20 protein-coding genes and 1 tRNA gene are annotated in these 21113 nt (G+C 51.7%); 8 read left to right on the forward strand and 13 right to left on the reverse strand.

All coding sequences use genetic code 11. From position 1 onward, the window contains the following. Positions 1-54: 54 nt before the first annotated feature. Both IMCC13023_RS05860 and IMCC13023_RS05865 read left to right on the forward strand, forming a co-directional pair. Positions 55-915: a DMT family transporter gene (locus tag IMCC13023_RS05860; RefSeq protein WP_007542287.1), complete on the forward strand. Its 861-nt coding sequence runs from the start codon at positions 55-57 to the stop codon at positions 913-915. Beyond that, positions 896-2107: an MFS transporter gene (locus IMCC13023_RS05865; RefSeq protein WP_007542295.1), complete on the forward strand. Its 1212-nt coding sequence runs from the start codon at positions 896-898 to the stop codon at positions 2105-2107. The genes IMCC13023_RS05860 and IMCC13023_RS05865 overlap by 20 nt, the downstream gene beginning before the upstream one ends. Here the strand turns inward: IMCC13023_RS05865 and IMCC13023_RS05870 are convergent. Further along, on the reverse strand, positions 2104-3768 hold the full coding sequence (locus IMCC13023_RS05870; protein WP_007542297.1) for an ABC transporter ATP-binding protein: 1665 nt from the start codon (positions 3766-3768) through the stop codon (positions 2104-2106). The two genes, IMCC13023_RS05865 and IMCC13023_RS05870, sit on opposite strands and share 4 nt — an antisense overlap. Before the next feature lie 29 nt (positions 3769-3797). On the opposite strand from IMCC13023_RS05870, the gene IMCC13023_RS07085 reads away from it, so the two are divergent. Continuing rightward, positions 3798-4370, forward strand: coding sequence for a PH domain-containing protein (locus tag IMCC13023_RS07085; protein WP_050816763.1), 573 nt, complete (start codon positions 3798-3800; stop codon positions 4368-4370). A 2-nt stretch (positions 4371-4372) separates the two neighbouring features. Here IMCC13023_RS07085 and IMCC13023_RS05880 read toward each other — a convergent pair whose 3' ends face one another. The 5 genes from IMCC13023_RS05880 to IMCC13023_RS05900 form a co-directional block, all read right to left on the reverse strand. After that, entirely contained in the window at positions 4373-5461 is a 1089-nt protein-coding gene (locus tag IMCC13023_RS05880) for an ABC transporter permease (protein ID WP_007542299.1), read from the reverse strand. Continuing rightward, positions 5461-7023 (reverse strand): ABC transporter permease, encoded by a 1563-nt coding sequence (locus IMCC13023_RS05885; RefSeq protein ID WP_249859727.1) that lies wholly within the window; start codon positions 7021-7023, stop codon positions 5461-5463. Before IMCC13023_RS05885 ends, IMCC13023_RS05880 begins: the two co-directional genes overlap by 1 nt. A gap of 55 nt (positions 7024-7078) precedes the next feature. Next, positions 7079-8878 (reverse strand): ABC transporter family substrate-binding protein, encoded by a 1800-nt coding sequence (locus tag IMCC13023_RS05890; protein ID WP_007542301.1) that lies wholly within the window; start codon positions 8876-8878, stop codon positions 7079-7081. Positions 8879-9077: 199 nt separating this feature from the next. Then, positions 9078-9470, reverse strand: a complete 393-nt coding sequence (locus IMCC13023_RS05895) for a hypothetical protein (protein WP_007542302.1) — start codon at positions 9468-9470, stop codon at positions 9078-9080. After that, on the reverse strand, positions 9467-9808 hold the full coding sequence (locus tag IMCC13023_RS05900) for a hypothetical protein (RefSeq protein WP_007542304.1): 342 nt from the start codon (positions 9806-9808) through the stop codon (positions 9467-9469). Before IMCC13023_RS05900 ends, IMCC13023_RS05895 begins: the two co-directional genes overlap by 4 nt. Positions 9809-9940: 132 nt before the next feature. Between IMCC13023_RS05900 and IMCC13023_RS05905 the strand changes: the two genes are divergently transcribed. Then, a complete protein-coding gene (locus tag IMCC13023_RS05905; RefSeq protein ID WP_040325284.1) occupies positions 9941-10564 on the forward strand; it encodes an AAA family ATPase in 624 nt (207 codons plus the stop codon). 440 nt (positions 10565-11004) lie between these two features. On the opposite strand, the gene IMCC13023_RS05910 is transcribed toward IMCC13023_RS05905, so the two are convergent. The 5 genes from IMCC13023_RS05910 to IMCC13023_RS05930 all read right to left on the reverse strand — a co-directional run bounded on the left by IMCC13023_RS05910 (position 11005) and on the right by IMCC13023_RS05930 (position 15749). Then, positions 11005-11445 carry a hypothetical protein gene (locus tag IMCC13023_RS05910; protein WP_040325287.1) on the reverse strand — a complete coding sequence of 147 codons (441 nt, stop codon included), beginning with the start codon at positions 11443-11445 and terminating at the stop codon, positions 11005-11007. A gap of 362 nt (positions 11446-11807) precedes the next feature. Beyond that, complete coding sequence (locus IMCC13023_RS07380; protein WP_040325288.1) at positions 11808-13082, reverse strand: hypothetical protein; 1275 nt, start codon at positions 13080-13082, stop codon at positions 11808-11810. A gap of 325 nt (positions 13083-13407) precedes the next feature. Then, positions 13408-13956 carry a type II secretion system F family protein gene (locus IMCC13023_RS07090; protein WP_050816764.1) on the reverse strand — a complete coding sequence of 183 codons (549 nt, stop codon included), beginning with the start codon at positions 13954-13956 and terminating at the stop codon, positions 13408-13410. Continuing rightward, the gene (locus IMCC13023_RS05925; RefSeq protein WP_007542320.1) at positions 13943-14707 is read right to left on the reverse strand and encodes a type II secretion system F family protein; all 765 of its coding nucleotides are present in this window, start codon (positions 14705-14707) and stop codon (positions 13943-13945) included. Before IMCC13023_RS05925 ends, IMCC13023_RS07090 begins: the two co-directional genes overlap by 14 nt. Further along, complete coding sequence (locus IMCC13023_RS05930) at positions 14694-15749, reverse strand: TadA family conjugal transfer-associated ATPase (RefSeq protein ID WP_007542322.1); 1056 nt, start codon at positions 15747-15749, stop codon at positions 14694-14696. The genes IMCC13023_RS05925 and IMCC13023_RS05930 overlap by 14 nt, the downstream gene beginning before the upstream one ends. Positions 15750-15829: 80 nt before the next feature. Here IMCC13023_RS05930 and IMCC13023_RS05935 point away from each other — a divergent pair. Next, positions 15830-15911 (forward strand) — tRNA-Leu (locus tag IMCC13023_RS05935). 144 nt (positions 15912-16055) lie between these two features. Here IMCC13023_RS05935 and IMCC13023_RS05940 read toward each other — a convergent pair. Next, complete coding sequence (locus IMCC13023_RS05940) at positions 16056-16628, reverse strand: GNAT family N-acetyltransferase (RefSeq protein ID WP_050816765.1); 573 nt, start codon at positions 16626-16628, stop codon at positions 16056-16058. Further along, positions 16628-17287, reverse strand: a complete 660-nt coding sequence (locus IMCC13023_RS05945) for a uracil-DNA glycosylase (protein WP_157775979.1) — start codon at positions 17285-17287, stop codon at positions 16628-16630. The genes IMCC13023_RS05940 and IMCC13023_RS05945 overlap by 1 nt, the downstream gene beginning before the upstream one ends. A 37-nt stretch (positions 17288-17324) precedes the next feature. Here IMCC13023_RS05945 and IMCC13023_RS05950 point away from each other — a divergent pair, with 37 nt between their 5' ends. The 3 genes from IMCC13023_RS05950 (at position 17325) to metX (ending at position 21110) form a co-directional block, all read left to right on the forward strand. After that, positions 17325-18521 (forward strand): M20 metallopeptidase family protein, encoded by a 1197-nt coding sequence (locus tag IMCC13023_RS05950; protein ID WP_007542325.1) that lies wholly within the window; start codon positions 17325-17327, stop codon positions 18519-18521. 90 nt (positions 18522-18611) lie between these two features. Further along, on the forward strand, positions 18612-19907 hold the full coding sequence (locus tag IMCC13023_RS05955) for a bifunctional o-acetylhomoserine/o-acetylserine sulfhydrylase (RefSeq protein ID WP_007542327.1): 1296 nt from the start codon (positions 18612-18614) through the stop codon (positions 19905-19907). Continuing rightward, the gene (gene metX, locus IMCC13023_RS05960; RefSeq protein WP_007542329.1) at positions 19908-21110 is read left to right on the forward strand and encodes a homoserine O-acetyltransferase MetX; all 1203 of its coding nucleotides are present in this window, start codon (positions 19908-19910) and stop codon (positions 21108-21110) included. Positions 21111-21113: the final 3 nt, after the last annotated feature.

Below are 21113 nucleotides of genomic sequence, written 5' to 3' on the forward strand. Positions count from 1 at the left end.
ATTTGTAATAAGAATCCAGAACTCACAGCCGATTACAAGCCCTAGAATCAGGAAGTGCGAAGCGACTTGGCTGCCCTCGGGGCGGTCTTACTCTGGGGATCCCTAGCAAGTTTGGCAATTTTATTGGACACGGTGCCGCCGCTTTTGATGACCGGAATAGGTCTTGTGGTTGGCTCCCTAATTGCATTGCCCGTTTCAGGTTTCAGGATCCGAAGGCTGCTGCCTAGAAAACGAGTCCTATTAGTTGGCGTTTATGGGCTTCTGGGCTACCACTTTGCGCTGTTCGCTGGGCTCCAAAACGCTCCCAGCGTTCAGGCTAACCTGGTGAATTACCTCTGGCCGATATTGGTTGTGCTTCTGGCCCCACTGTTTATTAAGGGCACGAGCCTTACCTACAAGCACTGGATTGCCGGGATTCTGGGCTTTTCGGGTGCAGCACTGGCTATTTTGTCCGGGACCGAATTGGTCGGCGGATTTTCAGTCGGATATGTCTACGCGGGAATCGCGGCCCTGATATTTTCAAGCTATTCACTGATGAGCAAATCCCTTGCCGACTCACCAACGGCCGCGGTTGGTGGTTACAGCCTCGTGGCCGGAGTGCTTGCAATTGGGGCCCATTTCATCTTTGAGCCGCCCGCAACAATTGACTCTGTCCAGTGGCTGTGGCTGGTCCTCATGGGACTGGGGCCTCTGGGTGGCTCTTTCTACCTTTGGGACTACGCACTGAAACACGCTCCAGCTCAGCGGGTGGGCACAATCGCCTTTTCTACTCCTCTTATTTCCACCATCCTGCTTCTCACGGTGACCGGCCAGCGACTAACGCTGACGCTCGGGCTGTCCGCTGCCCTGATACTTCTGGCTGCCGCATTTGGCTCCAGGGTGAATAATAAGAACCATGACATCTGGAGAGTTTAGAAAGCGCCAGTTAGTCACAGCCATTTATCTACCCTCGCTACTAATCACCGCCGCCGAGGGAGCGCTGCTTCCGATTTTGCCGGTTTCGGCGGTGGGTTTTGGTTTTAGCTTGGCTGAAGCCAGCATCGTAACCACTGTCTTGATGGTCTCAACAATGGTTTTTGAAGTGCCGGCCTCTTGGCTGAACTCAAAAATTGGCGAGCGTCAAGCCATGATTGCCAGTGCGGTTTTGGGTTTTGCCATGACAATGTTGGCTTTTTTCCACCTCGGTTATCCGGCACTTGTTCTGAGCGCTCTCGGGTTCGGTGCGGCGCATTCTTTATTTGGTTTAGCGCGACACAGCCTGCTTGCCGAAATAGTTCCCGAGCAGCACCGACCAAAATCGATGTCACTTCTTGGAGGCATGTTTCGCGGTGGCATGGCGATTGGACCGGTGCTGGGTTCAGCGTTCATAGTTTTATACGGTGTCGAGTTTGGTTACTTAGCCGCTGCGATTTTGTGCTTGGCGGCCGGCGCTTCGGTAATGTTTGCGCCCAAGGGTCGACTGAAAACAACGCCTTCTGGGCAAAACGGAAATGTTTGGAAAGTGGCTAGACGAGAGGCTCCGAAACTGGCCACGCTCGGTGTTGCATCGGCAATCATTTCAGCCGGAAGAACAATCCGGCTCATCGGGTTACCGCTGCTGGCGATTCAACTTGGAATCTCTCCGGGTGAAACTTCGTTTATTTTTGGTCTCACTGGATTTATAGACTTTGCCCTGTTTTACCTGTCCGGCATCATTATGGATCGATATGGCAAGTTCTGGTCCTCGGTTCCCACCTTGTTAGCCCTTGGAACGACCTATCTGTTCTCGTTTTTGGTCACCGACGTATTCACCTTCTGGATCTTGGCGGCCGTCACCGCGCTTGCCAATGCGCTTTCGGCTGGCATAAACATGATTCTGGGAGCGGATTTGGCTCCTCCGGGCTCGAGAAGTGAATTCTTGGCGGCATTTAGGATGCTTACCTCCGGGGGCGTGGCATTGGCCCCGGCAATGATTACCGTACTGACGGCATCGGTGGGATTGGCGAGCGCTCTTGCAGCAACCGGTCTTCTGAACTTCGTTGGGGCATTCTTGTTTTGGAAGTATTTGCCGATCTATGCACCGGACTACAAAGCGCCTGCTCCTGAGAAACCAGCGCCAGAAAATTAGCCTTTAGATCCGAAACTCCGCTTGGCATCTTCTCTACGCTTTGCTTGAGCCTCCGGATCCGGCACCGGCACCGCGGCGATCAACCTCTTGGTGTAGTCCTGCTGAGGATTTCGAAGGATTTGGTCTTTTGACCCCTGCTCAACGATGACGCCATGCTGCATGACTGCGATGTGGTCGCTCAATAGGTCTACCACCGCAAGATCGTGTGAGACAAAAAGCGTTGCAAACTGCTGCTTCTTTTGAATTTCCTGCAAGAGCTCAAGAACCCGTGCTTGCACCGACACGTCTAGGGCACTTGTCGGCTCATCAGCAACCAGCAGTTTTGGGTTGAGAGCCAAAGCCCTTGCGATACCAACTCGCTGACGCTGCCCCCCGGATAATTCGTGCGGATACCGATTCCGGTAGGACTTTGGAAGCTCAACCATGTCAAGGAGTTCACCGACCCTGTCGTTTCGCTCCTTAGGGCTTTGGCTCGCGAGCAGGAGAGGCTCTTGAATGGACTGGCCGATTGGCCAACGAGGGTTTAGGGACGAGCCCGGGTCTTGAAAAACAATTCCAATATCTCTGCGAACAGCCTGAAGATCCTTTTTCGATACCCCCACCATCTTTTGGCCCGCAACTTCAAGTTGCCCGCTCTTGATTGGCATAAGCCCGACAACAGCTCTAGCAATTGTGGTCTTTCCTGAGCCTGACTCTCCGACTAATCCAAGTACTTCCCCCGGGTAAATCTCTAGAGTGGCATCTTGCACGGCAAGGAAAGCTGGCACTTTACCGCGCTTTGGATATTCGATATTGAGGGCTTCCATCTTGAGCGATGGCTCAGCCCTTCCGTCTCTTGGTCTTAGCTCTGCAACACTAACTGTCCCCAAATGAGGAACGGCTGCAAGCAGTTCTTTGGTGTACTGGTGGGAAGGCCGTTTGAAAATATCAATTGTTGATCCAGCCTCGACGACCAGACCATCCTTCATGACAATCATGTGATCTGATAAATCTGCCACCACGCCCATGTCGTGGGTGATCAGAATAATGGCCGAATTAAGTCTCTTATTGAGTTCTCGCAGGAGGTTCAAAATTTCGGCTTGGACTGTCACGTCAAGCGCCGTAGTTGGCTCATCCGCAATGAGCAAAAGGGGGTCACATGAGATGGACTGCGCAATCATTGCGCGCTGCCTCTGTCCTCCGGAAAGCTGGTGAGGATACGAGTTAAATGCTTTTTCCGGGTTCGGCAGCTCAACCATTGCCAGCAATTCAAGTGCCCTGCTCTTCGCCTGAGCATTTGTCATTCCAGAATTATGAACTTGAATTGCCTCGACAATTTGAAAGCCGATCGTGTAGACGGGATTTAGCGCAGTCATCGGCTCTTGAAAAATCGCCGCGATTTCCTTCCCCCGAATTTGTCTCAGGCGCGCTTTCTCAGCCCCCACCAGCTCTTCGTCTCGCAGCTTCACCGAACCTGCTGATCTGCCGTTCACTGGCAATAGGCCCAGGAGGCTCATCGCCGATGTCGACTTTCCGGATCCGGATTCACCAACGATGGCCAGAACTTCGCCCGGGCCAACGCTGAAATTGACTCCCGAGGCGGCCATAACCCATTCACCATCAACCCAGAAGTCAACCGAAAGCCCTGCGGCCTCGATAATGGTTTGCTTGTCTTCACTCACGACAATACCTCTGAGGATAGATTGGAGTTATGCAAGTTTTCAGGTCTACTTTCGGCAGGGTAATTACCGTCCTCGTCGGACTCGTCATGGCCTTGGCCCTGGTTATTTTTGCAAGAGATTTTGGGGTAGCTAGCGCACTCGAGTCTGTTCCACTGGCGGCCCTGTTGGTTTATGGGAGCGCGGTAATGTTTTGGCTGCCTCGAGTGGAAGTCGACGATGGCGGAGTGAGAATCGTTAACTTGATTCGAAGTCATTACATCTCTTGGGGCGCAATTGATCGAGTTGACACTCGCTATGCGCTCGCAGTTTTTGTTGGCCAAAAGAAATACACCGCATGGGGAGCGCCGGCTCCTGGACGCCACGCAGCCTTCTTTGCTACTAAGGATCAAGGGCAGCATCTCCCCGACTCCACTTACCTCGCTGGCACCGTAAGGCCGGGAGATCTTGTAACCAGCGAGTCCGGGGCGGCGGCGGCTGTAATTAGAAGCCGTTGGGAAAAAACTCAAGGGCAGGATTTGATTTCTAGCGTCAACACAGCCTGGCACTTCAGGACTATTTCTGCGCTCATCGCGCTTACCCTGCTTGCTACCTTGGCGTTCTAGCTTCACTTACCGGCCCTACGCTTTCCAATCAAGCGCTTGAGGTCTTGCAGTGCGCCATCTGTTCTTGGCAAGCGCCTTTGTCTAGGATCAAATGCATCCCTCAAGCCATCACCCACGAAATTAATGGCGAGCGCTATCACGACAATGAACAACCCCGGATACCAAAAAAGCCAAGGTCTGGTTTTGAACGCCTCGTTGTACTCGGAAATAATCTGACCCAAAGAAATATCGGGTGACGTTATGCCAAACCCGAGGAAACTTAGCGAAGTTTCGATCAAAATCGCGGCTGACATCAGCAGAGTTGCGTTTACGACAATCACTCCGATTGAGTTCGGGAGTATGTGCCTGAATATGATTCTAAAATTTGACGCCCCTGCAACCCGAGCCGCATCGACAAATTCTCTTTCTCGAAGCGCCAAGAACTCAGCCCTCACAAGCCTGGCGAGTCCAGTCCAGGCAATCAGACCAAGGAGGATTCCCAGTGACCATGCGTTACCGCCAAAAGTCCGGCCAAGAACGGCACCCAAAACCAAGGTAGGGATAATAATTATGGTGTCAGTAAAACGCATCAAAAGGCTGTCCAGCCATCCGCGGAAAAATCCAGCCACCGATCCTATGACCACACCCAACACTGTCGAAATTAGGCCAACAAGGAAAATCACAGTTAGGGACTGCTGGGTGCCGCGCATGACGCGGGCAAAAATGTCCTTGCCCAAGGTGTCTTGACCAAATGGATGCTCCCCTGGACTGAATGGCCAGAGGGTCATAGTCGGAGTTCCGCCAGGATTTAGGATGTCGTAGTTCTCATACCAGTTGTAAGTCCACCAGCCCGGAACCCGAAAACCGTCGACGGCCAGTCTGCCTGTGTTCGGGTCGGTAATTAGCGATCCGTTTCCGCCAATTACGATTCCGACAGAAGTGAATGCAAGCAGGGTAATTACTGCCAGCGCGATTAGCGAAGCAATGGCGGCCCTATGCGCTAAAAACCGCCTGCGGACTATTGTTCCGAGAGACAGTCCTTCAGTCTCTCGCTGCTCGATCGAAATTTCGCTGTTGAGCTGAGCATCCTCATTACGCTTTTTCTTCGCCATCAGTTCACCCTAATTCTTGGGTCCAGAGCGGTATAAAGCAGATCGGCAACCAGGTTGCCGATAACCGCCAGTAGGCCAGTTACCAGGAAGAAGCCCATCACTAGGTTCACGTCAACGGCATTGAGTCCCTTCGAGAAAAGGGCGCCCATGCCATCCCACGCAAATACTCGCTCGGTAATAATCGCACCGCCAATAAGACCGGAAATGTCAAAGGCGATAATTGTCGCGATTGGAATCATTGCGTTTCTAAAAGCATGCCGAACAATCACAGTTCGCTCATTGAGGCCCTTGGCTCTAGCCGTTCTTATGTAGTCCTGGTTCAAAACCTCAAGCAAAGACGCGCGCGCGTATCGCGTATAACCAGCAACAGAAACAATCATGAGAGCTGCTGTCGGCAGAATCAAGTGAGCATATGAGTCCAACAAACTCAGCCACATGTTCTCCTCTCGCCCAATTGTGGGAGTAACAGCGCCAATCGTGGAGACGAAGCCCGTCTTCAAGGGGATAAGTTCCAAATAAGTACTCCAGTACTGCATTGCCTCATCGATGACTAAAACCAGACCGCCGAGGCCACCTACGAACCCAGCAATTTTCGCAATTTGCACCCGAGCCTCTCCACCGAATGCCAGAGCAAGCCCCACGCCGATGGCTGCCATAATCGAAATCATCGCCACTATTCCGAGTGGACCCTCAAGGTAGTAAAAAAGATATTGTCCAGGCAGCCACATGGCCCCAGTTGCAAGAGCCATGGAGCCAACGACATAAACTGCCCTGCGTTGACCAAACCCTGTGGACAGCAGGAGCGCTACTCCGGCTATCAGAGCCGTCAAAAGCACCACGCCAACCACCCCAATTGATGGAGACGTGAGCCATCCGGTGACATTTAAGCTGACCAGCAGGGTGGTCGATAAGACTAGGGACATAAGAAAAACACGGACACGAGTTTTGAGCCTTCCGCCAGCTATCCCGGTAATTATCAGCGCAAGCAAAAGCGGGATCAGAGTTAGTGCCCAGGGGCCAAAAGTGGGATCCGCTAAAAAGCGATTGAACCTGATTGCGCCGTACTCTTTTAGCAAAACTGCCACCCAAAAAATGGGCAGGGAGTAAAAAACAAACGCGAAGAAGGTGACGGAGTAGTCATACCCCGAGTATTGACGGAGCGCAGTGGTCATGCCGACAGCAACCCCCACCAGAATTGAGAGGACAGTTGCCAAAATAATCAGCTGCAAGGTTGAGGCAATCGCTCCGGCCAGAGCGTCTGTCACAAGACTTTCGCCCTTAGCTATGGACACTCCAAGATCGCAACGTCCAACCAGACAGCCAGCAGCACCACCTAGCCAATAGAAATATCTCAGAAAGGGAGGGACGTCCAGATCGAGCATCCCAGTTAGGTAGCGCAGACGATCTTGTGTGTTTGGGTCTCGGGAGGCGCGGATTTCCGCTAAAGGGTCGCCAGATATGGCGGTCAGTTGGTAGACAATGAAAGATGCCACTAGCAGAACGACCAGAGTCGCCGCAAATCTCCGCACAATAAAACCAAGCATCATCGCCCTTTTTTGCATTGTTTGGGGCCATCACTGATAAACAATGATGGCCCCTCACAATTATGTTTCTAGACTAGCCCGCGGTTGGGGCCCAGTTCCAGAAGTTCCAGTAGAAGTAAGGAACAAGTAGGTTTGGCGATACGCCAGTGACCTCTTTGTCCCACCAGGTTAGACCTGGGAACTGGAACAGAGTGATGTTGTATGCATCCTTTGCTAGCTCTGCCTCAATTGCAAGGCGGATACGAAGCTGCTCAGCTGGATCTACGGCCACATTTAACTCGTCCAACAGACCCTTTGCGGCTGCGTTATCAAAGCCAGTCCAGTTAGAAGGTCCGCCCAGTACTAGGTACTGGTCGTCACCCGAAACTGATAGCGATGTTGCGGCCCAAGCGAATATAGTTGCATCGTGTGGGTTGAGGTCTGGGAACACCGTCTCGGTGAACGCCCAGTTTGGCTCAGACTCGTCGATCAAGTTGAAACCAACCGAATCCGCGGATAGCTTGAGAAGCTCGTACTCCTGGCCGCGACGAACGTTGCCCTCTGGGTACCAGAACTCAACGTCGATTGGAGTAGAGACTCCGGCCTCTGCGAGCAGAGCCTTGGCCTTGACGCGATTTTCATCGTCAGTGCCTAGGTAATCGGAATAGTAAGACTCAGCCTCGTCGTAACCTTCAGCACCCGGGATGAATAGCACCGAGGTTCGGACCTTTGCATCTGGGTTCAGAGGCTTGATCAACTTTTCGATGATTTCGTTTCGAGGAACTGACAGCAGGAATGCCTGTCGAACCTTGAGCGCTGTATCAGCGTCTCCGCCGTAGCTGGCTGGGTCGAATGGGCCTCCGTTGTTAACTGTGAGGTCGATGTGCTCGTAGGCTGCTTCCTCGCTGGACGCATACTCTGCGTTTGCAAGGGCCTGGACTAGAGCCAAGACGTCTGCAGTTGGCTGACCCGAGGCAATCTGGATTTCTCCATTGTCAACAGCCTGGATGGCGGCAGTTGAGTCTTCAATCTGACGAATAGTGACTCGCTCATATTGAGGCTTTGGGCCCCATGTGTATAGCGGGTTCAGAACGTGAGTTGAGTACTGCTCCTCAACAAGCTCCTCAAGAACGTATGGGCCTGAGGACAAGTAGACAAGTGGGTTCTCAGGCGTGTTGACGGACGAGTAGCCCTCGTTCCAGACGGTTGCAACCGCAGCAAGCCACTCGGTGTCTTCGTTCATAATTGAGTCAATAAGCTTGCTCTTGGCATCCGCGATACTTAGATCAGGGTAGGCCATCTGAACAGCTCCGTGAGCGGCAACTCCGACGCCGAAAGCAAGCTCCCAGTCAACGTACTGAACGTCATACTCAAAAGTAATCGTGCTTCCACTAATTGTTGGAAGTTTCGAAGCTACGTTGTCTTTAGGTGCAGCGTGGGAGAACATGTAAACCTCGTCAGCATCCTTGAACTTTCCAAAGATGGTCGCCCATGCCAAAGCAAGGTCGGCTCCGTCGATTGCTGTCCCATCCGACCAGACAACTCCATCGTTGACGGTGTAAGTAACAGTAAGTGGGTCTTCGCTAACGACTTCGTAGGTACCAAAATCAGTGTTCTTCACGAGGGCCGGCGAGTTGTCGTAATAGTTGAAGCTTGAGCTGGTCAAGTAAGTAGTCAATGAGTTGGCCACATTGTTGCCAGCGGCGGAACTGGAATTGAAGGTGTCAACAATATCGTTCCAGCCGACGGTGATCAGAGGCGCAAGAGTAGCCTCTTCAGTCACAGCAGCTGGAGTAGATGTTGGAGTTAGTTCTTCAGTAGCCGCACAACCCGCGAGGGTTAAGGCTAAAACACTCAGGCCAGCAACAGCTGCTGATCCGCGGAAATTCTTCATTCTTTCTCCTTCTATGTTGAACGTGACATTGGGTCTCACACCCGATGGACGTTTTTATTACTCTAGGGGTTTGATTTGCCCGGAGACGCCGTACGTGTTTCGGTTTGATAACAAATCAGATTCGCGAGTAACCTGTCTTTTTTTGCCCCTCAGCACTTCGATGTTTCGGGCGGAACTGCGTCACTTTTGCAACTAACGACTAGGGAAGAAGAAAGCTTTTGGCTTTCGATTCTCGACAAATAATTGCGCTGTCGACACCAATGCCCAGGGGATTTTGATACCTGGCACACATCCTGAGCGTCGAAGTATCCGCATTCACCTGACCTGCCGCCGAAACAATGATCAGCCTCTGGGCACTTGGTGCTCTTTGAAGAAACAGCACAATCTCATTGGACAGCTTGGCCTGGTTGGGGATGCCCGCCGTTACCGACCTGTCGTGGGCATAGAGAATGGCCATGTCGGCAACCCCCTGAACTCGGTTCGATGCGACTAGAGCTGCTATAACCGAGACTGAACCGAATGCGGCAAGCAAGATTATTGATAGATAAATTGCGACCAGGGGAGCAATTGTCCCCTTATCGGATCGAATCAAGGCTCCAATCCTGCCGTTTGTATCGCCCAGGCAGCACCCACATGAACCCGAAGAGATAGCAAATCCCCGGCCTGGCATGAATCCAAGCAGCTGACCGAAAAACTCGAAATGTCCTTGCCCCAACTTACGGCTAGGGGCTCTATGACGGCACCGAGCTGTCTAGGGACCTCCCCTTTTTCCTGCGATAAAACAGCTGACCTGAGACCATGCCTAGCAATTGATTCTGCGGCCAGAGAGTCACTCAGGTGTTGATACAAGCCAAGCGCAGGAGCAATCGGTAAAACCAGCACCAACAGGAGCGCAACGGCTTCCAGCGGGCTTGAGCCGGCGTCATCCAACTGTTTCCCTCGCTGCGAGCGCCGAGTAATTCATCATTGGAGGCTCAATAAAGCCGAAACCAGGAAGCTTGCTTGGCACATACGAGGTAATTCTTCGAGGCTTGCGCTGGGAGTTTACTCATGGGGGTGCTAATGAGCGCCTTTGATTCCCTACCTCGCTTTGACTATCTACAAGACCTCCCCCCTATCAGTTACCTGGTCGAGGACTTGATTACCGAAGGAACCGTGACATTCGTCGCAGGTCTTCCGGGTGCAGGTAAATCTTTGCTCGCTCAATCAATTGCTGTCTCTGTTGTTTCCGGTCAATTATGGTTCGGGCGTGAGGTGGAAAAGGGCCCGGTCCTCTATGTCACAACCGACGCATCGGCGCGACAGACCCACGAGCGTTTTAGGGCTTGGGAGGCCTCAAATTTCAAGAAACTACCCCACCCAAACCTCAGATATCTAGACCGCCTGGATCTCACTAACAAGCAAGACCAGGCAACGCTCAAAGAGATTGCTAAGTGTGGTGTTCGGCTCTTGGTCATCGATGTTCTCGCTACTTCAATTGCGGGCATGAACCTTATGGAGCAAGCCCAGGTTGCGACGCTGCACCTCCTCTTCAGAGACTTGATCGCGCTGTCCGAAGGCAAACTTTCCATCATTGTCTTAGCTCACTCCCCCAAGGCCACAGATTCTCTGGCAACTTCAACAACATGGAGTTCAGGGGCCAATTCTGTCCCGAATGCGAAAAACGGCAAGCGAGAAAGACCATGACAGAAAAGCAGGCCCGCACATACCTAGAGTCGAGAAACTTGTCGCTTGCAGGCCCATACATTAGCAAGACAAAAACGGTCCTGATCGCCTGCACGAAATGCAAAGTAAAAAGGGAAACCTCGGTCAAGAAAGTTATCGACACTGCCGCGGACTGCCAAAATTGCGCCAACTTGGATTATTCCAAGAAGGCCTCTGGCATCATGCGACAGGCAGGTGTGGAGCCTTTGGTGCCCTATCCAGGCTCTTTATCTGAATGGCTTTGCAGGTGCACGACTTGCGGCAAAGAGATAACTCCAACTTATGCGAACGTGTCTAAAGGACAGGGCGCTTGCAGTTTCTGTCGAAGCGGGCCTTGGAAGTAATTCTGGTTAGCAATTGGCACCGAAGGTTCTAGCAATTAGGCAGTCGGAATAAGCCTAGAGACGCCCCTGAAGTCTTAGCTAGAAGCGTTCTTTTATCTCAAGCTGAATTGCTTCCGCTTCCTTGTCGGTTAGAAGACCAGCAGCCTGAAGTGAATGCGCGCTTTTTACAAGGCCGGCCTTGGTAGGCGCCTTCCCTAATGTCCTCTGCGTGGCTTTTGCATCCTTCATTAGTAGTTGCATTTTGTGTACAATTTCACGGTAGTGGATATCGGGGAGCTTTCCCCAGAGTTCAAGTACTTTCCCATTTTCAAGAAAAAATCTCAAGGTACTTATCGAGTGCCCCCTCTGGTATGTCACTTTTGATATGTCCAGGAGTGGACATTGAAGCATCACCTTTGTAGGTGACAAAACTTCGTACACCGCAACTCCCTGAGAGTCGGCCACTAGCCGCACGGGTGTACCCTTCGAGTTGTTGAGGCTTTCAGGGCGACCATTGCCCTCATACAATGAAAACGACATAACCACTCCTTTGCTTAGTTTCCAAACTATCACGGCGAACAAAAGCCCCTGAACGCTCAAGCGGCTAGGCAGTTGGAATAAGCCCAGAGACGCCCCTGAAAGCGTCACAGGCGCCCTAACAGCCGTTGACTAGGTGTGAGGTTGAGACGGGTGATATCCCCTCTAAGGCTCGCTGTGGATAACAAATAACGCAAGCGATCAATCCGGCATAACATCTCAAAATGAATTGCGACCTATGCGACCAGAACCGACCTCTAAGAGCATTCGAGCTGGACACCGGCTGGATTCTTATTTGCTGGGATTGCGACCCAAGGTCATTGTTCGAATCATTAAGCTGAAATGGCAGAGGGAGGGAGGCGTGACTAGTACACAGTCTTTAGATAATCGAGCACATCTACATAAAACTCGTCTGGAGTCACATCAAAATAATCGTAAAAAGCTGTCTTCCAATATGCGCCTTTGCCTACAGAGTCCTGAAAGTCCATAAAGGTTTCATAACCATGGACTCCGATTAGATACTCCGTGGCAAGTGCTCCCATTGCGTACCCTGCATACTTGTCCATTACTGAAATTGACTCGGCAATCATTCCTATCTCAAGGCTTCTGTAAACTTCCAAGATGTCTGCATTGGTCATTCTGCTTACTGCCTGCTGAATGCTTCCATCAAACCTCTCGTAGAAACCCCATGTGCTGAAATTGCCATACTTTTCGGATGTCGCCTTATATCCGAGGTCTCCAGCAACAGCTTCAAAGTATGTTGGTGCACCCTCTCCAATCCAAACAGGAATGTTCTGGTGGTTTAGACCAATCTTTTTCTGAATTGAATGGAAGTACTCGTGGGCACCCTTAGTGCTTTGTTGCAGAGCCGCCTTTGGATCAAGCGCCATGCACATAAAGTAATTGTTACTTCCCGCAGTGGCTAGTCCACAATTTTCGCCGGAAGATTCTGCATAATTAGCAATCCAGACAGACCATGATGCAACTGGAAGACTAATCCTGTGAGTCCTTGCTTGCTCGTCTGCCCAAGCACCATCTTCATGGGTGAAAGCAATTACGGTATAGGGCTCAATAACCCCATACCTTTCATCCCACATGCTCATAGCAGTGGAAAGATTCTTCAGAATCATTCCCTCGTATTCCTTGGGCAAGTTATCGCTTGCAAGGATGCTATTGGCAGGAGCAGTAGTCGAGCCATCAACAACCACCCTTGCGCTCTCATAAGCAGCCCTAGCAATGACGTACTTACTTTCGGTATCAGGGCTCTTGACAGTCAGCAGGACTTTGCCCGCGTAACTTCTAGCTTGCGTTGGCTTGTTCTGATACCAAGTCGAAAGCGCCGGATTTAGTTGCTTGGCATACTCACAAGCGGCCTTGGCGCGTTTCCTGACAGTTATGTTCACGCTCATCGGTTGGTCGTAATACCTAATACCTGTACATATGAACTTCTCAGCCGTGGGGTTTGCCTCAACTGATGCCTTGACTTGGGCTTCTTGTTGGGTGGTCAGAGTTGTTGCGCTGGAACCAAAGGCCGCAAGGGTCTTTTGATAGACCGAATACTTGGCCCCTTCAGACTGCGCTGGACTTGCAAATGTTGCGACAAGTAGAAGTGATGAAACTAGAGCTATAACTTTTCTCATTGATCCCCCTGTGAGTGGCTTCAGTCTAGAGGGGTGCAATAATTCGCGCATAACAAAAAGGCCTGTGCATACCAAATAGGCAAGCGATCAAACCGGGGTAGCGTCTCGAGATGAATTGCGACCCCAGGTCATTGTTTGAATCCTTCTGAGCTCAGTCCTCATGAAACTAAAATGAGGTGTCCAACGGCTAGGGTTGTGGCAACAGCAACACGCAGATAACCCTATTTTGGGTTAATGCTACCAATCCTGCTGTCATGAGAGTGATAAGCACCCAACCGGGAACGTCACCCCTGTCTGATTTAACTCTGTTCATTCCTGTCTCCTTTCAAAAAGACTGTTGTAGGACTAACACCGACGGAAAGACCGCAAATAAAACGGTTACCGGAAGAATTACGAAGATTGTTGGTATCAACATTTTGGTTTCGCTTGATCCCGCCTGACGAAGTAACGCTCGTCCTTGCTCTTGCCTCAGTGAATAAGCCAACTGCATGGTCTGCTCCGCGACTGGCGCTCCCCTATCGAGGCTCATGTTCAGCTTTTCAACTAATTCGTAAAAACCCTCGTCCCCGATGCGAGTTGCAGCTTCTGAGAGCTCTGCCGACAAATCGGCACCAAGACCGGTGTTGCTCATTACGACCTCTAGCTCCTTCCCGAGTTCCCCGGTCATTCGAGGCTGCAGCCAACTAAGAGCGACGCCCACTGGTAGCCCTGTTTCCAGAAGTAAAGCCACTGCCTCGGTAAAGTCGGGAAGCTCTCGCAGTGCCTGTTTGTTTTTAGCGACAAAAATGCTCTTTTGGTAGCTGGAGATTCGAAGCTTCAAGCTCTGTGGCGCTGGAGGTAGATGGGCGCTCATCACACGGTTAGCAAGTCGCATTAAAAATCCTTCCGGGTAACGTGAGACTGCCAAGCTTGTTCACGGCGACATAAGCCAACGCAGACAAAAGAAGACCGGTTATCAGAACCATCGCGCCAAGAGCAGTTTCAAAAGCTGCACGATTTTGCTCCAGTCGGACCAGTAGGAATGCAACCAGCCACGGGGCCGCAAGGGCAACCTTTGCGCTTCCAAGGACCCAGCCCTGCTTAGCAATAACCTCACCGAACATGGCCTGCTCCGCTCGAAGGTTGGCCGCGGCCTTTCTCCAGCTCTCAGCTACTCCAGCGGTTCCAAGCTCTGTGGTCACCTCGATCAGCAGGGACAGCGAATCAGCTTGTCTGGAACCAATCCCCTCGCGAAACACCCCAAGGCTTTCAGCGATGTCGTTACCTCGGTATAAATCACCGTGCAGCCTTGCAAAGTGCTTCCTTAAGCGAGCCGGACCAACGGTTGCCAGGGATTCAAGCTGCTCCAGGAGCGATAGTCCAGATTGAGTAGCATTTTGAAAAGAATCAAAGACTCGGGGCCAGAGTCGGTCTAGGTGGTTTTGTCTTGATCGAGCACGCAGCCTGATTACTTCGATCACGGCACCCGCGGTCAGTGCACTCAGCGACAGGGATAGCCCCATTACGCCAGTCGCAGCCTGAACAAGAACTCCGGACAAAATTATTGCTGAAGTAGCCAAAACATAGGTTTCTTTGCGCTTCGAGTGAAGCCCTGCACTTGAAATAAGAAGGCTAAAAAAGTTCACTTGTGACCTCGAGAATTTCAGTTACTTTTCTTTGACCGAGTTGATTGCGTGAGCAAAAAACGACCAAATCAAACGCGCCCAAAACAGTCGGACGCAAAAAAGCGTCAGAGATGTTCTCCCCGGCCAAGAGCGGCAGAGTCATAAGCTTTCGAATTGCGGCCGCTGCGGAGTTGGCATGCAGCGTGCACAGGCCCGGGATGCCTGAATTGAGTGCAATCAACATGTCCAAAGCCTCCGCACCCCTAACCTCGCCAATAACTAAGCGATCCGGGCGCATTCGCAAGGCTTGGCGAACCAACTCTCTCAGCGAAACCTCTGGAGCACCCTCGGCCCCCGCCGGCCTAGTCTGCATAGCCACCCAATCCGACTGGCTGAGAGAAAGCTCGAAAGTGTCCTCGCACGAAATAATTCGATCTCGACTATTCGTTGCAGCGAGCAGGGCTGTCATAAGCGTCGTCTTGCCCGCCTGGGTGGCGCCGGACACTAAAACACTCTTTCCCGTGGTCATGGCATTCGAAAGTAATTCAACCTGCTCGGGTGTGACACTCCCAAGCTCCTGCAGCTGGGCAAGTGTGATGTTGGGTTTATTGAATTTTCTTATGTTTATTGCCCAATGTTCGCCGGTCACCTCCGGGATAACGATGTGGAGTCTCGATCCGTCCTTCAGGGCTGCGTCGACATACGGCATCATCCGGTCAACCCGGCGTCTTGAAAAAACAAGCATCCGAAAGCAAAGGTTTCTAATTTGAGTGGCTGAAACTTCTGTTTTCAGAAGCTTGTGCCCGTTGGCTCCGTAATAGTGAATCTCGTTAGGACGATTTATCCAGATCTCTTCGATTTCGGGATCATCGAGTAACGGCTGCAGGACTCCCAGGCCAGTCAGCTCTAGAGTCGCCTGATCGCTGAGCAAAGCCTCATCCAGTGGGCCATTATGGACCTCCGCTGCCCTGTCAATGGCTAACTGTGTGGCCGACTGAACATCGAGAGCCTTCGTGCGCGCTAATAACCTCGTCCTGCTTAAAATTTCCTCGAGCTGCTCCATGACAAAAACAATGTCACGGACTCAAAAGCTCGGTCTTGGGTTTTCCACAGGCGAAAAAACCATTATGCTTTGTGGGTAACGCGGGTGTGGCGAAATTGGCAGACGCACCAGATTTAGGATCTGGCGCCGCGAGGCGTGGGGGTTCAAGTCCCTTCACCCGCACAAACAAAAAGGGTTCCGAGAAATCGGAGCCCTTTTTTAATGTCTTGGCGGGCAGCGTTATTGCGACTGGCGGACTTTCCCCTGATGCCTTGGGCAAGTTGAGAAAAAACATCAAGGAAGTGTTGCTGGCAAAACCCCGAAGGCTTAGGACTTTGGCAGCTTCAGTGATAGCAAGTAACTCCCTATCGGCCTGCCAAAGCGAATAGCAACGTTAGCCAAATGCCCCTGCTGCACAAAGCCAAATTTCTCGTGGAGTGCAATCGATGCGTGGGCACCGCGATCAGCAATTACCGCAATGACTTCTCTGATACCCGCGACTCGGCAGCGTTCCAAGAGGGCGGTAAACAGCTTCGAGCCCAAGCCCTTTCCGGTTGCAGGCGCCGACAGATAAATCGAGTTCTCAACGACCTTTAGGTAACCGGCCCGCTGTCGCCAAGGAGAAACTAACGCAAAACCCAAAACATCAAAACCACGCACCATCACCAAAAAAGGCAAATCGAACTTTTGGGACATGTCGTATTTCTCTTGCCAATAATCAAGCTTCAAAGGTGCATCGTCGAACGTGATGACAGTGTTTCTGATGAAGTAGTTATAAATGTCCTTGATTGCAGGTAGATCCTCCGCGGCAACGTTCCGAATCAGCACTTCGGGTTCTGGCGAGACAGGGTTCTGTCGCTGACGACGAATCATTGCCCATCGAGTTTTGCTATCAACCACTAACAGCTCCAATCGATTGGCTGTAGCTGTGATTCTCTCAACAGTTTGTTACAACTAGAAAACGGCTTAGAGCCAAAGAAGCCCCGATAGCTCGAAAGGGGAGAAGGATGCGGGCTCTCTAAGACCCTTGACAGGTTCAAATCAAGCGCCAGCTCTCTTGCTCGTTGTCCCCAGAGAATCGCGACTAATTTGCCCTTGTGAACCTCTTGAAGAACCTGAATTGCTCGAGAAGTAAAGACATCCCAGCCGATGTCGAAGTGTGCGGCAGTCTGACCGACGCGGGTTGTCAAAGATCGGTTTAGAAGCATCACGCCTTGATTTGCCCAGTTGGAAATATCGCCGGTCGCAACAAAGTTTTGTCCGAGATCATCGCGCAACTCTTTGATTATGTTTCGAAGTGTTGGTGGAAGCGGAGTTGTTCCTTCCGGGACGCAAAACGCCAAACCAGTGGCGTGAACTGCACTCGGGTATGGATCCTGACCAACAATCAGCACCCGATAGTGCTCGGGAGGAAACCTAAAAGCCCGCATGATGTTTGGCTTGTCTGGCACCACCAGTTCCTGACCCGCCAAAACTGAAGATATCTCATCGAGTAGTTTTTTTTGGTCAGCCAGAAGCTCCTGCCAGCGGGGGTGCATTTGATCGAACATAGTGTTCATTAAATAGTGCAAAGATAAATAGAGCAAAGGAGCAAGAATGCCAACACCCGATGAGTTCCTAGTTTCAGCCAATCATTTACTCGAAGATTTGGTTTCCTTGCGCCGAAAACTGCACCAGATTCCAGAGTTTGCGCTTGATTTACCCCAAACCCAGCAAATGCTACTTTCTGAACTTGAAGGCCTAGGTGAGATAACTCTCGGTAAGTCTCTGAGCTCAATTGTTTTAGTCATTCGAGGTGGCAGCCCTGGTCCAACTGTGCTTCTGCGGGCAGATATGGATGCTCTTCATGTTCAAGAAGAAACCAATTTGGACTTTGCTTCTGTAAACGGCTACATGCATGCATGCGGGCACGATCTGCACATGTCAGCGGGTGTCGGAGCGGCGAAACTCTTGCACGAGATAAAAGACCAGTTAAAAGGCGATGTTGCAATTTGGTTCCAGCCCGGAGAAGAAGGTCACCACGGCGCAGATGTAATGATCGAAGAGGGCATGCTGGAAATTACCGGAAGTCGCCCAGTAGCCGCATATGGCCTTCATGTTTTCACATCATTGCCGGCGGGGACGATTGCCTGCAAGCCGGGAGCCATGATGGCAAGCGCAGGAGACATGAATGTTGTCCTCCAAGGATCCGGTGGTCACGCATCGATGCCTTGGTTATCCAAGGACCCCGTAGCACCAATGGTCGAGGCAATCTCGAGCCTTCAAACCATGCTCAATAAAAATTTCGACCAGTTTGATCCGGTGATACTGAATGTCAGCTGGATCCGTGCCGGCGATGACTCGACCAATAATGTCATCCCGGATACGGCAAGCTTTGGGGCAACCGTTAGAACATTTTCCGCAGCCAATACCGAGAAATTGCATATTTTGGCCCCCAAATTAATAAATTCGATTGCCGAAGGGTTTGGGGTCACGGCCAAAATCAAATTCAGTGAACCGACCAAGGTTTTGATCAATGATGAACACTCGGTCGAAAGAGTTTCAAAAATAGCGCAGGAGTTGGTCGGGTCTGCCGGCTACGTGAAAATGGAGAACCCAATCGCCGGTGGAGAAGACTTCGCCTCGATTGTCCATGAAATTCCTGGGGCTTTTGTCTTCTTGGGAGCCTGCCCGGAAGAGATTGATCACACAACGGCGCCAACTAATCACTCGGCCAGAGCGATCTTCGATGACTCTGTTATTCCACTGGGCTCTGCACTGTTGGCCTCTCTAGCCAGTTCGCATCTGTTGTAAAGTTACCTTTGGTTACCGGCGTAGTTGCTTGATCATGTCCAACGCTGGATAGTTATCCCAGTAGCCGACCACCTAACTTGGAGAAATGAAATGACTGATGCAGCAAACTGGGGTTTTGACACCCTGCAGATCCACGCCGGGGCAGTAAGCGATCCCGCAACTAATGCCAGAGCTGTGCCGATTTACAAGACCACTGCCTACACCTTCAATTCAGCAGAGCATGCTCGGAAGCTGTTTGGTCTTGCAGAATTTGGAAACATCTACACCCGAATCATGAACCCCACCCAAGACGTGGCCGAAAAGCGCATCGCTGCACTCGAGGGCGGAACTGCGGCTCTTCTTTTGTCTTCCGGTCAGTCAGCAACCACGTTCGCGGTGCTAAACATCGCTGAGGCTGGAGATCACATCGTTGCAAGCTCGAAGCTTTACGGTGGAACCTACAATCTTTTCCGGTACACCCTTGCCAAGCTTGGAATCGAAACAACATTTGTCGATGATCAAGATGACGAGAATGCCTGGGCAGCCGCGATTCGCCCTAACACCAAGTTGCTCTTCGGAGAGACAATCGGAAACCCAGATGTGTCAATACTTGATATCCGCAAGGTGTCGACGGTAGCCCACAAGCACGGCATCCCTTTACTTGTCGACAACACAGTAGCCACACCGTTTTTGATCAGACCGTTTGAGCACGGTGCCGACATTGTGATCCATTCGGCAACCAAGTTCCTTGGTGGCCATGGAACGGTTGTAGCCGGTGCGATCGTGGATGGCGGAAAATTCGAATGGTCCAAATCAGACAAGTTCCCAGGCCTAACCAAGCCTGACCCTAGCTACCATGGCGTTGTCTACACCGAGGCCCTGGGTGACGGTATTGCCTTCATCATCAAGGCCAGAGTTCAGCTCTTGCGTGACATTGGAGCTGCGGTTTCACCAGACACTGCCTTCTCATTGATTCAAGGAATTGAAACCCTGAGCCTCCGCATGGAGCGCCACGTGGAAAACGCCAGCAAAGTTGCAGCTTGGTTAGAGGCCCACCCTCAGGTTTTGAAGGTCAACTACGCAGGCCTAACATCCAGCAAGTTCCACGAGGCTCACAAGCACTACGCGCCTAAGGGTGCGGGTGCTATCGTCTCGTTCGAGATCGCCGGTGGCCTAGATGCCGGTGTCAAATTCGTTGAGGGCGTCGAACTATTTAGCCACGTGGCCAACATTGGCGACGTTCGGTCGCTGATTATTCACCCGGCCTCAACCACTCACTCTCAGCTGGACCCAGAGGCGCTTGCCAATGCTGGAGTTACACCAGGTCTTGTGAGACTGTCGGTTGGGCTCGAGAACTACGAGGACATCGTCGCCGACCTACAGACGGGCTTCGCCGCGGCAAAATAAATGGACTTTCAAATATCTGAAGACTCTGCTCCCTCGGAATTTATTTCCGAGGAGCAGCGTCGTCAGCTTGTTGGAAGACCGCCTGCAAGCGGAGCATGGCGTGCTGGAGACAACCTTGGGGACCGAAAATTCTCTGAGGTTTTTTCGCTCCCTCTAGAATCAGGCGAGACCTTGAATCAGGCAGTTTTGTCTTATGAGACCTGGGGAGAACTGAACGCGGCAAAATCAAATGCCATCTTGGTGCTGCACGCTCTAACCGGAGACAGTCACACCACCGGACCATCAGCCCCTGGACATCCAACATCAGGCTGGTGGGGTGGCCTAATTGGTCCGGGGCTCGCAATTGATACCAATAAGTATTTTGTAGTAACTCCAAATGTCCTCGGAGGCTGCCAGGGGTCGACCGGACCGGCTTCTCTGAATTCCAAGGGCCAAGAATATGGGCCGAGTTTCCCTCAACTCACAATCAAAGACCAGGCTTCATCTTTTGAAGTTCTTGCGAAAGAGCTCGATGTTTCCAGATGGTTTAGCATCATTGGCGGCTCCATGGCTGGGATGCACGCCCTTGAAATGGCGATCGGTTCTCCCCAAAGCGTGGAGCGCCTAGCAATCTTGGCTGCTCCCCCATTCACAACCGCGGATCAAATCGCCCTGAATACGGTGCAGCTTGAAGCCATTAGGTCCGATGCGAACTTTGCCGGAGGCGCCTATTACGACGCCAAACCAGGATTTGGGCCTCACCGCGGTCTTGCACTTGCGCGGAGGATGGCACTACTGAACTACCGCTCTCCCAAGGAGCTAAATGATCGATTCGGTCGGACCTGGCAATCCAAGGTGAGCCCACTTACAGAGGCTGGCAAATACGCGGTTGAAAGCTATCTAGATTTTCATGGCAACAAGTTCGTTAGGCGATTCGATGCCAATAGCTACGTGACTCTCGTGAATGCTATGAACTCGCACGACGTTGGCCGCGGTCGTGACTCGGTCGAATCAGCACTAAACACAATTTCTTGCTCGACCCTGGTCATTGGCGTGGACAGCGATCGGCTGTTTCCGCTCAGTGGACAGCAGTTAATAGCTGATTCGATCAGCGGTGATTTACACGGTGGCCAACTCCACGTGATTCAGAGTGAATATGGCCACGATGGCTTTTTGATTGAACTCGACGCTGTGGGAAAGCTACTTGAAGACTTCCTGTCCTAAAGT

The organism is Candidatus Aquiluna sp. IMCC13023 (assembly GCF_000257665.1).
GTDB lineage: Bacteria > Actinomycetota > Actinomycetes > Actinomycetales > Microbacteriaceae > Aquiluna.

Coding starts and splice junctions, on each gene's coding strand:
- IMCC13023_RS05955 (WP_007542327.1), top strand. CDS start 18,612: ATGACTGATGCAGCAAACTGGGGTTTTGACACCCTGCAGATCCACGCC.
- IMCC13023_RS05885 (WP_249859727.1), bottom strand. CDS start 7,023: ATGCAAAAAAGGGCGATGATGCTTGGTTTTATTGTGCGGAGATTTGCG.
- IMCC13023_RS07090 (WP_050816764.1), bottom strand. CDS start 13,956: ATGCGACTTGCTAACCGTGTGATGAGCGCCCATCTACCTCCAGCGCCA.
- IMCC13023_RS05905 (WP_040325284.1), top strand. CDS start 9,941: ATGAGCGCCTTTGATTCCCTACCTCGCTTTGACTATCTACAAGACCTC.
- IMCC13023_RS05950 (WP_007542325.1), top strand. CDS start 17,325: ATGCCAACACCCGATGAGTTCCTAGTTTCAGCCAATCATTTACTCGAA.
- metX (WP_007542329.1), top strand. CDS start 19,908: ATGGACTTTCAAATATCTGAAGACTCTGCTCCCTCGGAATTTATTTCC.
- IMCC13023_RS05910 (WP_040325287.1), bottom strand. CDS start 11,445: ATGTCGTTTTCATTGTATGAGGGCAATGGTCGCCCTGAAAGCCTCAAC.
- IMCC13023_RS05890 (WP_007542301.1), bottom strand. CDS start 8,878: ATGAAGAATTTCCGCGGATCAGCAGCTGTTGCTGGCCTGAGTGTTTTA.
- IMCC13023_RS05930 (WP_007542322.1), bottom strand. CDS start 15,749: ATGGAGCAGCTCGAGGAAATTTTAAGCAGGACGAGGTTATTAGCGCGC.
- IMCC13023_RS05945 (WP_157775979.1), bottom strand. CDS start 17,287: ATGAACACTATGTTCGATCAAATGCACCCCCGCTGGCAGGAGCTTCTG.
- IMCC13023_RS07380 (WP_040325288.1), bottom strand. CDS start 13,082: ATGAGAAAAGTTATAGCTCTAGTTTCATCACTTCTACTTGTCGCAACA.
- IMCC13023_RS05865 (WP_007542295.1), top strand. CDS start 896: ATGACATCTGGAGAGTTTAGAAAGCGCCAGTTAGTCACAGCCATTTAT.
- IMCC13023_RS07085 (WP_050816763.1), top strand. CDS start 3,798: ATGCAAGTTTTCAGGTCTACTTTCGGCAGGGTAATTACCGTCCTCGTC.
- IMCC13023_RS05880 (WP_007542299.1), bottom strand. CDS start 5,461: ATGGCGAAGAAAAAGCGTAATGAGGATGCTCAGCTCAACAGCGAAATT.